This is a genomic window from Rhizobium sp. KDH_Rht_773_N, from assembly GCF_052946295.1.
Genome location: NZ_JBRFNB010000002.1, coordinates 934,614 through 948,689, shown reverse-complemented (window position 1 = coordinate 948,689; position 14,076 = coordinate 934,614). Strand labels below are relative to the sequence as shown.

General features: G+C 61.2%; 13 protein-coding genes. 7 read left to right on the top strand and 6 right to left on the bottom strand.

The features are described 5' to 3' along the window. Positions 1–219 precede the first annotated feature (219 nt). Both ACU8HS_RS26320 and ACU8HS_RS26315 read right to left on the bottom strand, forming a co-directional pair. Positions 220–2,202: an ATP-binding protein gene (locus tag ACU8HS_RS26320; protein WP_447016036.1), complete on the bottom strand. Its 1,983-nt coding sequence runs from the start codon at positions 2,200–2,202 to the stop codon at positions 220–222. A gap of 370 nt (positions 2,203–2,572) precedes the next feature. Then, positions 2,573–4,108 carry a sensor histidine kinase gene (locus ACU8HS_RS26315; protein WP_447016035.1) on the bottom strand — a complete coding sequence of 512 codons (1,536 nt, stop codon included), beginning with the start codon at positions 4,106–4,108 and terminating at the stop codon, positions 2,573–2,575. A 282-nt stretch (positions 4,109–4,390) separates the two neighbouring features. Between ACU8HS_RS26315 and ACU8HS_RS26310 the strand changes: the two genes are divergently transcribed. The 7 genes from ACU8HS_RS26310 (at position 4,391) to ACU8HS_RS26280 (ending at position 10,482) form a co-directional block, all read left to right on the top strand. Then, positions 4,391–4,600 (top strand): hypothetical protein, encoded by a 210-nt coding sequence (locus tag ACU8HS_RS26310; RefSeq protein ID WP_112569150.1) that lies wholly within the window; start codon positions 4,391–4,393, stop codon positions 4,598–4,600. Between the two features lie 208 nt (positions 4,601–4,808). Further along, a complete protein-coding gene (hutW, locus tag ACU8HS_RS26305) occupies positions 4,809–6,164 on the top strand; it encodes a heme anaerobic degradation radical SAM methyltransferase ChuW/HutW (RefSeq protein WP_447016034.1) in 1,356 nt (451 codons plus the stop codon). 31 nt (positions 6,165–6,195) lie between these two features. Beyond that, positions 6,196–6,729 (top strand): heme utilization cystosolic carrier protein HutX, encoded by a 534-nt coding sequence (hutX, locus tag ACU8HS_RS26300; protein ID WP_112754236.1) that lies wholly within the window; start codon positions 6,196–6,198, stop codon positions 6,727–6,729. Between the two features lies 1 nt (position 6,730). Further along, positions 6,731–7,405, top strand: a complete 675-nt coding sequence (locus ACU8HS_RS26295) for an SDR family oxidoreductase (RefSeq protein ID WP_447016033.1) — start codon at positions 6,731–6,733, stop codon at positions 7,403–7,405. 27 nt (positions 7,406–7,432) lie between these two features. Then, positions 7,433–7,795, top strand: a complete 363-nt coding sequence (locus ACU8HS_RS26290) for a hypothetical protein (protein ID WP_447016032.1) — start codon at positions 7,433–7,435, stop codon at positions 7,793–7,795. A 114-nt stretch (positions 7,796–7,909) separates the two neighbouring features. Continuing rightward, positions 7,910–10,027 carry a TonB-dependent receptor gene (locus ACU8HS_RS26285; protein ID WP_162758043.1) on the top strand — a complete coding sequence of 706 codons (2,118 nt, stop codon included), beginning with the start codon at positions 7,910–7,912 and terminating at the stop codon, positions 10,025–10,027. Positions 10,028–10,188: 161 nt separating this feature from the next. After that, entirely contained in the window at positions 10,189–10,482 is a 294-nt protein-coding gene (locus tag ACU8HS_RS26280) for a GCG_CRPN prefix-to-repeats domain-containing protein (protein ID WP_112704391.1), read from the top strand. A gap of 83 nt (positions 10,483–10,565) precedes the next feature. Here ACU8HS_RS26280 and ACU8HS_RS26275 read toward each other — a convergent pair whose 3' ends face one another. From ACU8HS_RS26275 to ACU8HS_RS26260, 4 genes are all read right to left on the bottom strand, one after another. Then, positions 10,566–10,964 (bottom strand): VOC family protein, encoded by a 399-nt coding sequence (locus ACU8HS_RS26275; protein ID WP_112569068.1) that lies wholly within the window; start codon positions 10,962–10,964, stop codon positions 10,566–10,568. A gap of 2 nt (positions 10,965–10,966) precedes the next feature. Then, on the bottom strand, positions 10,967–11,737 hold the full coding sequence (locus ACU8HS_RS26270; protein WP_112704390.1) for a FadR/GntR family transcriptional regulator: 771 nt from the start codon (positions 11,735–11,737) through the stop codon (positions 10,967–10,969). Between the two features lie 61 nt (positions 11,738–11,798). Next, positions 11,799–12,893, bottom strand: coding sequence for a Gfo/Idh/MocA family protein (locus ACU8HS_RS26265; protein ID WP_113413847.1), 1,095 nt, complete (start codon positions 12,891–12,893; stop codon positions 11,799–11,801). A 12-nt stretch (positions 12,894–12,905) separates the two neighbouring features. Beyond that, a complete protein-coding gene (locus ACU8HS_RS26260) occupies positions 12,906–13,916 on the bottom strand; it encodes a Gfo/Idh/MocA family protein (RefSeq protein WP_447016031.1) in 1,011 nt (336 codons plus the stop codon). Positions 13,917–14,076: the final 160 nt, after the last annotated feature.

Below are 14,076 nucleotides of genomic sequence, written 5' to 3'. Positions count from 1 at the left end.
ACTGCGCAGCGACCAAATGCCGGACGGACAGCGGGTCGCTCAAGGGTTCTGTGCGGAGCGCCTCAACTCACCTGGCGCCTGCTCCGGCGGTCACCAGCTTCTTGTCATCCCGGCCACGAGCAAAAGGCGAAGCTTGGCGGCGGTTTCCTTAAGACGTGACGGCCAGTGGACGAAAGCGGATCGCTGTGGATATGGCTTTGGGCCGGATGTTGCCGCGCATCAGCCTTTGCCTGGAATTTCCAGACGCACGACATTTGCCGATTGGGCAATCGAGCTTTTCGCCTTCTCAAGGCAAGCGGCCAGATCCTCGATCTTGAAGGGCTTCGGGACGACCGGACGACCGACCTCCGTACCGGCTTCCAGCCTGTCGCTGTAACCGGTCATCAACACGACGGGCAGAGACGCGTTTCTGCGGCGAATTTCCTCGGCAAGCTCGATGCCGGACATGCCCGGCATCATGATGTCGCTGACGACCGCCTCGATCTCGGGATGACGGTCCAGGATATCGATCGCCTCGGATCCTCCTGCGGCCATGAAGATCGTCGGCACGACGCCGTCGAGCGCCAGCCGCACCGATTCCAGCGATGCCGGCGTGTCGTCGACGATCATGATCACGCGGGGAAGGTTTGCCGAAGGGGCTGGATCCGCACGCACCGCCCGCGGTTCGTTCGATCGCGGCAGAAGCAGGGTGAAGGCGCTGCCATGGCCGGCCAGACTTGCGACCTTGACTGCGCCGCCGCTGCCGGTGGCGAAACTGTGGACCTGCGTCAGACCGAGGCCTGCACCGCCATTCTTCTTGGTGGAAAAGAACGGCTCGAACACCCGCGCGAGATTTTCCGGAGCAACACCGCTCCCGGTGTCGGAAATCGTCAGCGCAACGAACGGCCCCTTCAGCGCCGAATCCTCGGTTGCGGCATCGAGCACGTTGCGGGCGGAAATGGTCACTTTTCCGCCTCCCGTCATGGCTTCGCGCGCATTCGTCAGAATGTTGATCAAGGCAATTTCAAGCCCTGCGGGATCGACGTGAACCGGCCAGATATCTTCCGGCACCCTGATCTCCGTCAGGATCGTATCGTTGACGGCCTGCCGCAGCAGCGGCGACAATTCGGCCAGCTTGACGTCCAGCTCGACCTGGGAGGCGCCCTGATTGGAGCGTCTGGAAAAGGACAGCAGCCGCTGCGTGATCGCCTTTCCCCGCGCCACGCCATCGCTCATATGCGCCAGAAGCTGCGTCACCCGCTGCTCGTCGTTCCGTCGCCTCCTGATGCCCTCTACCCCGGACTGGAAGACCATCAGGAGATTGTTGAAATCGTGCGCCGCCTGCCCCGTCAGCTTTCCAAGCGCATCCATGCGCTGCCAGTTGGCCATGCTCTCCCATTCCCGGTTTCGCGCACGCACCTCCCTGTAAAAGAGAAACACGGCCGAGCCGGACAGCAGGAGCGTGAAACAGCTCGCCGCCACAAGCAGCATCGTGGCCTTGCGCGCCAGTTGTTCATAGTCGGAGACCGGCAGGCCAACCCTCACCCGCCAGGGCGTATCGGCAAGCGCGACTTCGGCCACGCGAAGCTCCATTCCGTCCTTGAGGGTGGCCGCCCCGAAATCCTGGCCGGAAAAACTTGCGAATTCGCTGGCCGGATTGCCGGCGAGCGCCGGCGCGCCGGTCGATGCCACCAGACGGTCGCGCCCATCGACGACCCAGGCCGACCAGGATCCCGGAAGTCCGTTGGCATAAAGCAGCTTGGTCACGATCGTCGGACGGATCACCGCGGACAGGACGGCTCTCAAGCGATCGCTCCTCTGGATCGGAGCACGCAACGCAAAGGCAGCCTGGCCTTTCGGTCCGATGGTGATATTGCCGACCACGGCGGTACCTGTGCGCACCAGATCGTCATGGCTTTCAATGTCTACAACGCGCGTGCCGGCCGACGGATCGAGCGGCGGAAACGACAGGACGACTTCGCCCTTCTCGTTCGAAATCCGGATCTGTTCCCATTCAGGCACCCGGTCGCGCAGACGCCGCGCAGTTTCGGCAAAGGAGGCGCGTGGAATCGGCGGGTCGAGGCGGGGCGAATCGGCGACCACCGAGAGCAGCTGGATCTGGCTGTTGAGTTCGCGCTGAAGAGTGGCCGCCAGTGTCGCCGCCCGCCCGCGAATATCGTCGTCGAGAGCGGCTTGCTGCTCCTTGATAAAGAACCTTCCCATCAGCGCCGCCAGTATGATGACCGGAATAAGCGACGCCGTGATGAGAAGGAGCGCTGGCCGGGTTTTATTCAACGGACACTCCGGGTGTGTTCTTCGAGCCCTATCAAATAATCCAGAGCAGGAAACTTGCAATGCCAAGCTGCGAAGAGACGGAGCTTTCCCCCTAAAGATAAGCGGCGGCCGCAGCGCCGGTATCGCAAGTCGAATTGCGAATGGATATGTTTCGACCGTCCGGCCGCCCCGGCAGGAACCGCGCCACCGTCCTCCGGGTCACCGTAGACCTGCGATCCGTGGACGTGAGTCGCAGATCAGGCGCGTTGACCGCCGCTGCCGATGCGCCGCACCGAGCCCGCGCGCCGAGACAAGGGCATCATCGTGCAGCAACGGACAACAGGGCGGTGAAGACGGTGCCCTGCGCCCGCGCGGTACCATAGGTTCCATCCATCTGGCCGACGAAGGATTTGATCAGCCTGCTTCCCATGCCGGTTTCTGTTGCAACCGGCTCATATCCGACACCGTCATCGGCCACTTCGAGCAGCACCTTGCCGCCGGGATGCTTGAGCAGCCTGATACGGATATGTCCGTCGGCGCGGTCGACAAAGGCGTATTTCATGCTGTTGGTCAGAAGCTCGTTCAACAGCAACGCGAATGGCGTGGCCTTGTCCGCATCGATCCTGATATCGTCGATCTCGAAAGTCAGCCCGATCTCGCGGTCATGCAGTCCGACCAGCGTGCGGACCAGGCTTGGCACGAACTGTCGTGCGGTCACGCTGCTGAACTGATCGAAGCCGTACATCTGTTCATGCACCGCCGACATGGCGACGATCCGCTCGTTCACCCTCTGGACCGTTTCCGGCCGCAGGCCCTGCAGCCGGATGAGCGCCATCACGGTCTGCAGATTGTTTTTCACCCGGTGATGAATTTCCCGCATCAGCACCTGATTGGTTCGCAGCGCCTCCGCGAGTTCAGCGGTATGGCGCGCGTCCGCACGCGCAAGTCTCAATATCTTCAAGCCGCCGAACACGGCCGCGCAAAGCGCCAGAAGAACGATCAGCGCGGCAATCGACACATCGGTCCAGAAGGGCTCCAGGATGGCCGCGGTGTCGGCCGATGCGAGAGCGACGAACGGCGTCCGCTCGACGATGCGATATGCGACCAGTCGCTCGACATGGTCGAGCGGGGAGGCAGACATATAGGAACCCGATGTCGCCTTGCGCATATAGTCGGTAAACAGGACATTGTTGCCGAGATCGACGACCTCCTTCGGCTCGGGATATGCGGCGATCAGCTTTCCGTCACGTCTCAGGAAACTCACCGTCGAGCCCGGCCCGAGCGAGGCAGCGTCCCAGATCGACCGCAGCATCCCGACGTCGAACGCCAGGATCGCGACCGCTTCGAACCTGTCGTTCCGCTCGATGCGCGCAGCCGAGAGGAAGACATGACGATCCGTGTTGCGCATGACGGTCATTGCCGACGTATGGTCCTCTGCGCCATTGGCCAGGCGACGAAAATAGGTCTGGTCGACAATGTCGGCGGGGCTGCTTTCTCGGTCGGTCGAATAGAGCAGCGTACCGTCCGCCGCGACCACATAAGCGGTCGCCGTGGTCGGCAGTTCCGCTGTCGCGGCGTTGAACCTTCGAATGCGCTCCCCGCTCGGCAAGGTCTCCGCCGTTCCGAAGGCATCGTCCATGCGGTGCAGGGTCTGGCGCGCCAGGGAATTGATCCAGATCGCGTTGGCGGCAACGATCTTGGCGGTGGCCGTGACCTGATCCTCTCCACGCCTGGCGGCGGATATGTAGCTCGAATGCAGCCAGAAGCCCAAGACGAGCGAGAGCGCAAGGAACATTGCCACGATAGCGGCAATGGCAGCCCTGCCGACAATCGTGAAGCCTTTCGTGAGGCCCATCGAATCCCCATGAATTTAACAGGTAGCACTGTCGGATAGCAGGCTATCAGAGTCAAGGATAGGTTGCAGCCGCCTCATCGCCTGCCCCCTCCGCCGCCCGGATTCAGGACCTCGGCACACGCTTGCCGAGCGGTTTGCCAGGGAATCCGCCATGATCCGGATCAGGCGCGGTTCCGCGGGACATGTCGTTCCCGGTTGGAAGAGCATGGCTGACATTGCTGCCTTTCGGCAAGAATTGTGGTAGTCTTGGAAATATTGTTGTCCTTGGGTGGGAGGCAGTTGATGGTCGCGCGAAGGGATATGACAAGCGACGAATGGAAGTGGCTTGTGCGGCTGTGCCAGCACGAAGCGGATAGCGTTCCCAAGGCAATCGAAGCGAGGTTGGTCGAACTCGGGCTGTCCGGGCCGGACGGCCTCTCGCGCGAAGCGCGAGACCTGGTTCAGCATGAACTGCTGAGCGAGCGGCGGAACCGGCTGCAAGGCCTTCATTGAGAATCGATCGGACGCGAAGCCTGCTCCCCTGAGCCGACCCTTCTCCTGACCATTGATAACCGCAATCAGTGATTGCATCCCCTTGCCTTCTCGATTTAAAACATGACTACAAGAATCAAGTTATGTTTGATGTGGAGCAAATAAGTCATGTTTTGTTTGTTCTAGCGTCCGCAGCCACAGGGAACAGGCATGGGAGTGCCGATTTCGGATGGCATTGCAGACGGAAATTGCGCGTTACTTCGCGAACGAAAACAGTCAGTCTTCCCTGCGTGACGCCTTTTCGCGTCGCAGCGCCGTCATGCCGTTTCGGGGCAGACAACGCGTGCCGGATGACGAAATACAGTCACGCTGGTCGCTGTTGCTCACTCAGGATGCCCTGCCCAAAAAGCGGCTGGTCTATGTACATGTGCCGTTCTGCGCCAACCATTGCCTCTTTTGCGGGTTCTATCGCAATGCTTATGTGCCCGATGCGGGCGCCAGCTATGTCGATCTCATCATCGGAGAGATTGAGAAGGAAGCCTCGGCCGCAGCGGTCCGTGAACGGCCGGTTCATGCCGTCTATATCGGCGGCGGCACTCCGACGGCGCTCCGCGCCGACGAACTGTTCCGCCTCCTATACGCCATAAAGACGAGGCTGCCGCTCGCTGCCGATTGCGAGATCACCGTAGAAGGCCGCATCATCCATTTCGATCCTGAAAAGATCGACGCCTGCCTGGAGGCAGGGGCAAACCGGTTCTCCATCGGCGTCCAGAGTTTCGACACCGATGTGCGCCGCCGTCAGGGGCGGCGCTCCTCACGACAGGAAGCCATAACATTTCTGGAAAATCTGGGCGGTCGCGACCGTGCGGCCGTGGTGATCGACCTGATTTACGGCCTGCCCGGCCAAACGCTTGATATATGGCAGCAGGATCTGGAAACGGCCACGGCCCTCGGTGCCGACGGCATCGATCTCTACGGGTTGAACGTCATTCCGGGCACGCCGCTTTTTACGGCGCTGGCAGCGGGCAAGTTTTCCGATGCCTCCGAGCTGCGGCAGCTCGGAGATTTCTATCTTGCCGGTGACAGGCTGATGCAGCGAAAGAACTGGCGTCGCCTCTCCAACAACCATTGGGGCCGAACCACGCGTGAGAGGAACCTCTATAATCTGCTGATCAAGGAGGGCGCGGACTGCCTGGCCTATGGCGCCGGCGCCGGAGGCACCCTGGGCGCCTACAGCTACGGGCTGACCGGCGAATTGGAGCGATATGGCGAACAGGTCCGCGCCGGCGGCAAGCCGATAGCCATCCTGACCGTATCGGATTCGCTGCAGCAGGCCCGCGACGCGGTCACGGCAGGTTTTGAAGTCGGCCGCCTGGATCTGCGGTCCCTGGATGCGATCACGGGCCAGGAGATCAGCCTCATATTCAGCCCCCTTCTCGGTCAATGGCAGAAGGCCGGGCTTCTCACCGTAGCGGACGGCATCGTCGAACTCACCGTGGCCGGACGCTTCTGGTACGGCAACCTTATCTCCGCTTTCCAGAGCATTTTGAACGACAGGCTGCATCCGTCGCAGGACGCGGCATGAGCGGCACCCCGTGTGAAAGGAAACAACTCTGATGCAGCAGCTCCCAATTTCCGAGAAAGTCGAACTCATCCGGCAAGCCATCGCGGCCAAGCCGGATGGAATTCTCGAAGCCCTGGCGACCGAATATCACGTGCCGGTGCAAACCGTTGTCGAATGCCTGCCCGCCGACGGTCTCACGCGCATTGACGGGCAGCATTTCGTCGCAGTTCTGACCGATATTGCGCAATGGGGCGATATTACCTTCATTTGCCATTCGAAGGATGCCATCGTGGAATTCTGCGGCCCGCTGCCGGAAGGCAAGATCGGGCATGGCATGTACAATCTTCAGGGAGGAAGGTCGGGCCTTTCAGGGCACCTGCGCCCGGAAAACTGCAAGGCCATCTTTCTTGTCCGCCGTCCGTTCATGGGCATGAAGACGCTTTCGGTGCAGTTCTTCAACGCGGATGGCGAGACCATTTTCAAGATCTACGTCGGGCGCGACGAAAAGCGCGCGCTCAAGAGCGACCAGGTGGAACGTTTCGAAAGACTGGCCGCCCTGTCTGCAAACGCCGCCGGAAATGCCTGACATGCGGCCGTTGCTGATTTTTGGCGCGAGCAAGGGCGTCGGACTGGAACTTGCGCGACAAGAGCGCTCCTGCGGCAGGACGGTTTTCGCCCTGGTTCGCGAGCAATCCGATGCCGGAAGGATAGGAACGGCAGGGGCGATCGTCTTGCGCGGCGATGCGCTGACAGCTGCCGATATTGCACGTGTGTTTGAACATGTGCGGGAAGAATGCGATGTCGTCTCGACCCTCGGCGGACAGTCGGCAGATGGCCGACGCGCCGATGACGAGGGCAATGTCAATGTCATTGCCGAAGCGGAAAGGACAGGTCGCGTCAGCCGGTTTGTCCTTGTCACGTCCATCGGCTGCGGAGAGATGGCGCCATTCCGCTCCGACCGGGCGATTGCCGCCTTCGGAGCGGCGGTCGATGCCAAGACCAGGGCAGAGGAGAGGCTGCGCACATCCGGCATGCCATGGACGATCATCCGACCAGGCGGGCTGTTGTCCGAACCGGCGACCGGCAGGGGCATACTTTCCGACGATCCCGAAATCCATGGTTTCATTCACCGGCAGGACGTCGCCGATCTGGTTTTCCGCGCGCTGCGCGATCCAGCCACGATCGGGCAGGCATTGGCGGCGGTCGATGCCGGGCGCATGACCTGCGTGCGTGCCGTGCGGCCCTTCCCGATTCTGGCCTGAGGAAACAGCATGCAGACAGCCATTGTCATGATCATCCTGACCGTGCTCCCCGGCGGCGATATTTCCTCGAGTTTCGTCACTATCGATACGCGGGACGAGTGCCAGACACGCCTTCAGCGCATCGAACCGATCCTTCGCAACGGCAAGATCGAAGTGAAGGAGGCAGGGTGTTTCCGCGGCGAGGCGCGGTTCGACGACTTCGACCACGCTCCGCCAGAGGATGCGCCTCGTTTCAGCTATCTGGTCAGCCTCCAGGCTGACCGGGCCGATGTGAGGGAAATGGAAAGCCCCGGGGCCTGCCGTGACGCGTTGCCCCGGCAATCGCCCCAGCACGGCCTCCGGCACTATTGCACGATTTCAACTCAAGGTCCGAAAACGACCGGCAACTGACCACGTCGCCGCGCCGAGAGGGGAAAACCGTCGCGGGCCGCAGACACAATCTAGAACGGAGAGATATTGATGAGAGTCTTGGGGGCGCGGGGATCACTCCCCGCGGGCGCTGGTTTGCGCCGTTTTCTGGCTGCCGCATTGCTGGTGTCGGTTGCTCCGGCAAGCCCGCGTTCCGCCTTCGCGCAGGAAGGGACGACGACCTGGCTGGATACGATCACAATCGCAGGCACGCGCACGGAACTTGCCGTTCGCGACAATCCCCGGTCGGTAACGGTTATCGACAGCGAGGATATCGAGCGCCAGGCCCCGGAGGGCCTTGCCGAAATGCTCCGCGACGTGCCGGGCGTGGAAATTGCCGACGATTCCGTTGCCGGCATGAAGCGGCTGCGTATTCGCGGCGAAAGCTCCCGGCGAGTGACGATACTTGTCGATGGCCAGGAGATTACCGACCACAGCACCTACGGGACGCCTTTGCTTGTCGACCCGGCAACCGTCGAACGCATCGAGATCGTGCGCGGCCCCTCCTCGGTATTGTATGGCGCCAAGGCCATTGGCGGCGTCGTCAATATCATTACCAAGAAGGGAGCGAACAAACCGGTGCAGCTCGAGACCGGCGGCAGCTACTATTCCGGCTCGAAGGGATGGCAGAGCTGGGCGGCAATTTCCGGCAGCAAGGCCGGCTTCGACTACCGGCTCTCGGGCACCGTGGATCGCCACGGCAACCGCGTCGTGCCGAAGGGCACATATTCATCGACCGGCGAATTGGATGATACATCCTTCAACGACCGGAACCTTTACGCGCATCTTGGCTACCGGTTCGGTGAAGACGACAACCATTATCTTGCGCTGAAACTCGAGCAATATCAGCTGGAAAGTGAAGGCTGGCCGGGGGAACTGTCTGACTCCATTCAGAAATTCAGAATCGACCTTCCCAAACGCGACAGACGCAAGGTTGGCCTCTTCTACGACGGCGACGACATCAACGAAACCGTGCGCAAGATTCACGTCGATCTCTACTACCAGACCATCGACCGGCTGTTTGAAAATGACGTTCTGACGACGGCTGGCCCCAATCGAACCGTCGGGGTTGTGTCGACATCCGACGATCGTATCATCGACTATGGCGCGAATGCGCAAATCGATCTCGATCTTTGGGACGGGCATCGCACGATCGTCGGCGCTCAATATCTGTCCGACAATCTCACGACCCGAAAAACCACAAGAACAACGATGACGGGCTTTGCACCCTTCCCTGTCACGACCTCCTCTTTCTCACGAGACAAGGCGCATATCGATACTTTTTCCCTCTATGGGCAGGACGAGTGGGACCTGACAGACGACCTCAAGCTGACGTCCGGCCTGAGGCTCTATCACACCCGGACAGGACTGGATGAGACGACGGTGGCGGACCGGGCAGATTTCAAGGGGACGAACGATACCCAGCTGCTCTCCTCCCTGGGGCTGAGCTGGGCGGCCCTTGAGACGACCACACTGCGCGCCAGCTATTCGGAAGGTTACATAACGCCAACCCTGTTGCAGCTGTTCAGTTCCACGACCGCCGGCGGGCAGGGAACGACATATGGCAACCCCGATCTCGGTCCGGAATTTGCCCGCAACTTCGAAGTCGGCGCCCGCTATGAGGACGGTGGTTTGACCTTCGATGCCGCTGCTTTCTACTCCCGGGCGAAGGACTATATCACCACGACGCGGTGCGTAACCGTCACAACCTATTGCCTGACAACCGGCACGTCGTCTTCGCCGTCATCCATCTACGTCAATGCCGACAGCGCCTCCACGTTCGGACTGGAGTTCCTGGCGGAATACGATCTGGCCGGAACGGGTTTCTCGCCCTATGTGAGCGGCACCTGGATTCGCCGAAAGCTGGAATATTCGAGTTTCTCCACCTACGACAGCGACACGCCTGCCCTGTCCGGCCGCATTGGCGTCAAATATGAAGGCGAGTGGCAGGATATGCCGTTCTGGGCCGATCTGTTCATGCGCGGATCTGTTGCCACAAAACAAACCTATCTGAGCGGCAGCGGCATCGTTACCGACGAACTGCCGGGTTGGGGCACGCTGAATTTTGCCTTTGGCGGCAGTCATGGCGAAGATGAGCGGCTCAGTTTCTCCGTGCAGGTCAACAATATCCTGGACAAGGATTACAGGCCGACATTCGGGGAACTGCCGGCTGTCGGGCGAAGCATCGAGCTTAGCGCACGCATGACGTTCTGACGCCTCCGCCCGGGCCAAGGCGCGCGCCGGAGCCGTCCGGTTTGATTTGTTCGGCAGAAAGCGCGCGACTAGCAGATGAAGCTGTATCTCAGGTGAACGGCGTTTTCAGCGCCGGTTCACCGGGGCAGGTGCTAAATCCCCCGGCAATCGGAGAAACGAACATGCGAAAACTTCTAGTCACCGCGGCCCTCCTCGCAGCCGGAATAACCGCTGGAGCCGCGAATGCAGCACCCGTCGGCAACATTGCGGTGCCGGCAGCCTCGAACGTCGTAACGGTCGATTTTGCATGTGGCCGCGGTTATCACCTGAGCCCCCGCGGCTTCTGCCGGCCCAATCGGTGGGCACCCCCGCCACCGCGCTATTACGGTTGGCATCGCGGCTACGGCTGGGACCGTCCGCATTACGGCTGGCGCGAATACAGACGCCACGATCGCTGGAATCGCGACTGGCGGTAGGCACCCTTCAGCGGACAGCCGAGATTGGCAAGGCCGCCCCGGCGGGCGGCACGCCTTCCTCTTTTCTGCCGGTGATGAGAGCTTCAGTTCGCTCGCTCGGCAAGTTCGATGAGGATGCCGTCGGGGTCGCGTACGAACGCTACCTTGTGCAGTATCTCGCGATTGATGGCGAGGCGCGGCGGCTCCTTGAGCTCGACGCCGGCCCTCTTCAGCTTTGCGAAGGTCTCGTCGATATTCTCGAACAGGAACGTCAGGTGCCTGAGCCCGGCAGCACCTTCCGGGACGTCGACGGCCCGCGCGGCACCGCCGACGGGCGCGAAGATTTCCAGCATCGCGCCACCGGCATCGAGGAAGGCGATATCGGAGCCATCGGACCCGGTCTTGCGCAAGTGCAGGCGCAGGCCGAGAAGCGTGCAGTAGAATTCGATGGCACGGTCCATATCGCTGACCGTCATGCCAATGTGCTCGAAGGCTTTCAGCATTTTCAGAGGCCCTTCTTTTCGTCGAGCTGCATAATGTCCGGAGAAAACCGGCCGCGCTCGTATGCGTCCATCAACTCGTTGCTCACATTGCGTATATGTCGGGCCATGGCCTTGTAGGCGGCGTCCGGGTTGCGCAGGCGAAGAGCAGTCAGGACGGCGTGATGGTCGCCGATCCACAGCGGGCGCACGCTCGGTGCGTGAATATGTTCGTGCAGCTTGCGCCACATCACGGATTCGTCCCTCTGCGCCCAGAGAGCCTCGACAATCGAGACGATGATGGCATTGCCGGTCATGCGCGCGATCGTCATGTGGAAGTCGCGGTCGCCCTTTTCCTTGAGCAGCATGACATTGGTCTCCTGCTCCATCTGGGCAATGCATTCTTCGAGCACGAGGATATCGTAATTCGTCGCCCGTTCCGCAGCCATGGCGGCCGCGCTCGACTCGACCGCGAGCCGCGCCTCCAGCAGCTCGAACGGACCTGGGCCGATATCGGCGCTGATCTTGTCGAAATTGCTCGGGACGTTTCTTGCCGGCAGCACCACGATGCCCGCCCGGCCCTTGACCTCGACGATACCGCGCATCTCAAGCGCAATAACGGCCTCGCGCACGACGGGCCGGCTGACCTGGAGCTCCTCGGCCAACTCCCGCTCGGAGGGCATGCGCCACTCCGGATTTGCGGCGTTCGCCTCGATCATGCGGGCGATGCGTCGGGCAACGATCTGGTACAGACGCTGTTCACCCTGAATTCGGAAGCCTTGTGCGGCGAACTCCATTCACTCTCTCCTTGTCTGCGCCGCCCGCTCGAGCGACGCGACTTTGCGATGGCCTATTCTATCAGGCGTTGGCGGCCAGGCGCTGCTCCTCTTCAGGCAGCCAGGAACGATACAGCGGATGGTCCGCCGCAATGGGCATCGGCGTCGGCCGGCCGGTGCGCTGCGAATAGTAAGCGGCCGTCACCAGTTCGAGCGAGTTGCGTGCGTCCTGCAGCGTGACCGGCGGATCCCTGTCTTCCATAAGCGCTTGATGGAACAGCTCGAACTGGCGCGTATAGCCATCTTCCTTCGGCTGGTAGCCGGCAAGCACGTCATCCACCGCCTTCTGATGTTCCTCCGTACCGGCGGTGAAGGTCCAGGGGTCGCGGCCCATCGTGTAGGGCTCCAGAATGCTTTCGGCGACGAGATCGCTGAAGCAGAAACGCAGCCTTGAGATTTCCTTGCGCGAGCCGAGCGTCATCGACAGCGTGGCGAGCGAGCCGTTCTGCATTTTCACGGCAAGCGCCATCGTATCCTCGACCTCGATCCTGTTCAGGAGCGTGGCGCCATAGGCAAAGACCTCGGCGCAGGCGCCGTGGACGTAATTCAGCATATCATGCGCGTGGATCGCATGGCCGAGCAGGCCACCGCCAAGCTCCGTCGCCCATTTGCCGCGCCACGGAACCTCGTAATAGGCGGGGCCGCGCCACCAATGGGTCTCGATCGTCGTCATGAACGGCCGGCCGGTGAGGCCCCGCTCGATAAGCAGTTTCAGTTTCTGCAGGCCGCTTCCATAGCGGTACTGGAAGATCGGCATCAGCTTCTTGCCGGAGCGGGCGACGATGCGGCTCATCTCGTCGACGTCGGCGATGGAGCCGAAGAGCGGCTTTTCGCAGATCACATGCTTGCCGCTTTCGATCGCCTTCCTGCACAGGGCAAAATGCGAATCCGGCGGCGTCGACACGTCGATGATGTCGAGATCGTCACGCGCGAAAAGCTCTTCGACATTCTGGGTATATTGCGCAATGCCGTGCTTGGCGCAGAGTTCGCGGCCGCGATCTTCGTCCAGAGAGCAAAGTACGGGGACTTCGAAAAGGTCTTTGTTCCAGTCGTAGCCGATCAGGTGACGGGCGGCGATGCCCGCACCGACGACGCCGACACGCAATTTCTTCGTCATATATTCTCCTCCTTACCGTCCGCCGAGCCTGGCGGCCTTCGTCTGTGCCTCGAGCGAGAGGCGGCAGACCTCATAGACATGGTTCTGCGTCATTGCGGTTTCGGAGCGGTCGCGCACGTCGGCGGCGAACGCCTCGAAATAGTCGAGCTTCTCATCGCTGCAGTCGATATGCGTCATCTCCTTGCCGTTGACGAGGAAGAGATGATCCTTGCCCGGCCGGCCGGCAATATCGATATATTTGCGCAGCTCGATATATCCCTCGGTCCCGAGGATGGTCAGGCGGCCGTCGCCCCAGGTCGGCAAGGCTTCGGGCGTGAACCAGTCGACGCGGATATAACCCGTGCCCTTGTCGGAGCGCAGCAGCACTTCCCCGAAATCCTGGAAATCCGGCTTTTGCGGCATGCCGAAATTGCCGACCGAGCTTGCGACCACCTCGCCCGTCGTCGAGCCGGTATAAAACAGGAACTGGTCGACCTGATGCGAGGCGATATCGACGATGATGCCGCCGAAGGCCTCCGGGTCGAAGAACCAGTCCGGCCGCGTCGGCAGCTGCAGCCGGTGCGGCCCCATGCCGAGCGTCTGGATCACCTTGCCGATCGCCCCTTCCTTCACCAGCTTGCCGGCCTTGACGGCGGAGCGCACGCAATGGCGCTCGGAAAAGCAGATGGAAAAGATCCTGCCGGTCTCGGCAACCGTGCGCCTGACCTCGTCGAGCTGGGCGAAGGTGGTCACACCCGGCTTGTCGGTCATCACATCCTTGCCCGCCCTCATGGCACGGATGGCAAGGCCGGCGCGGTCGCGCGGGATGGCGGCAATGCAGATCACGTCGATCGAGGCATCGGCAAAGATCCTTTCCCGGTCGATCTGCGGGACATCCGGATAGGTCTTCTCGAAATTCTCCCGGATCGCGGGCACGCTCGTCTGCGGGCAATAGCCGACGAATTCGCCACCCGCCGCCAGCAAGCCCTTCACATGATCGAACGTATGCCCATGGTCGATCCCGACGACGGCAAATCTCAGCATCGCAATTGTATCCTCCTGGTTTTGACAGCACTCCCAGCCGCCCAAACTGGTTAGACCAGATATCCAAAAAAACGTCATGTCAAGCTGGGTTTCGGGGTGAATTTCACCATCCATCAATCCATCCTATTGATATAAAAGGAATAAAAAATTTGTTTCAGAA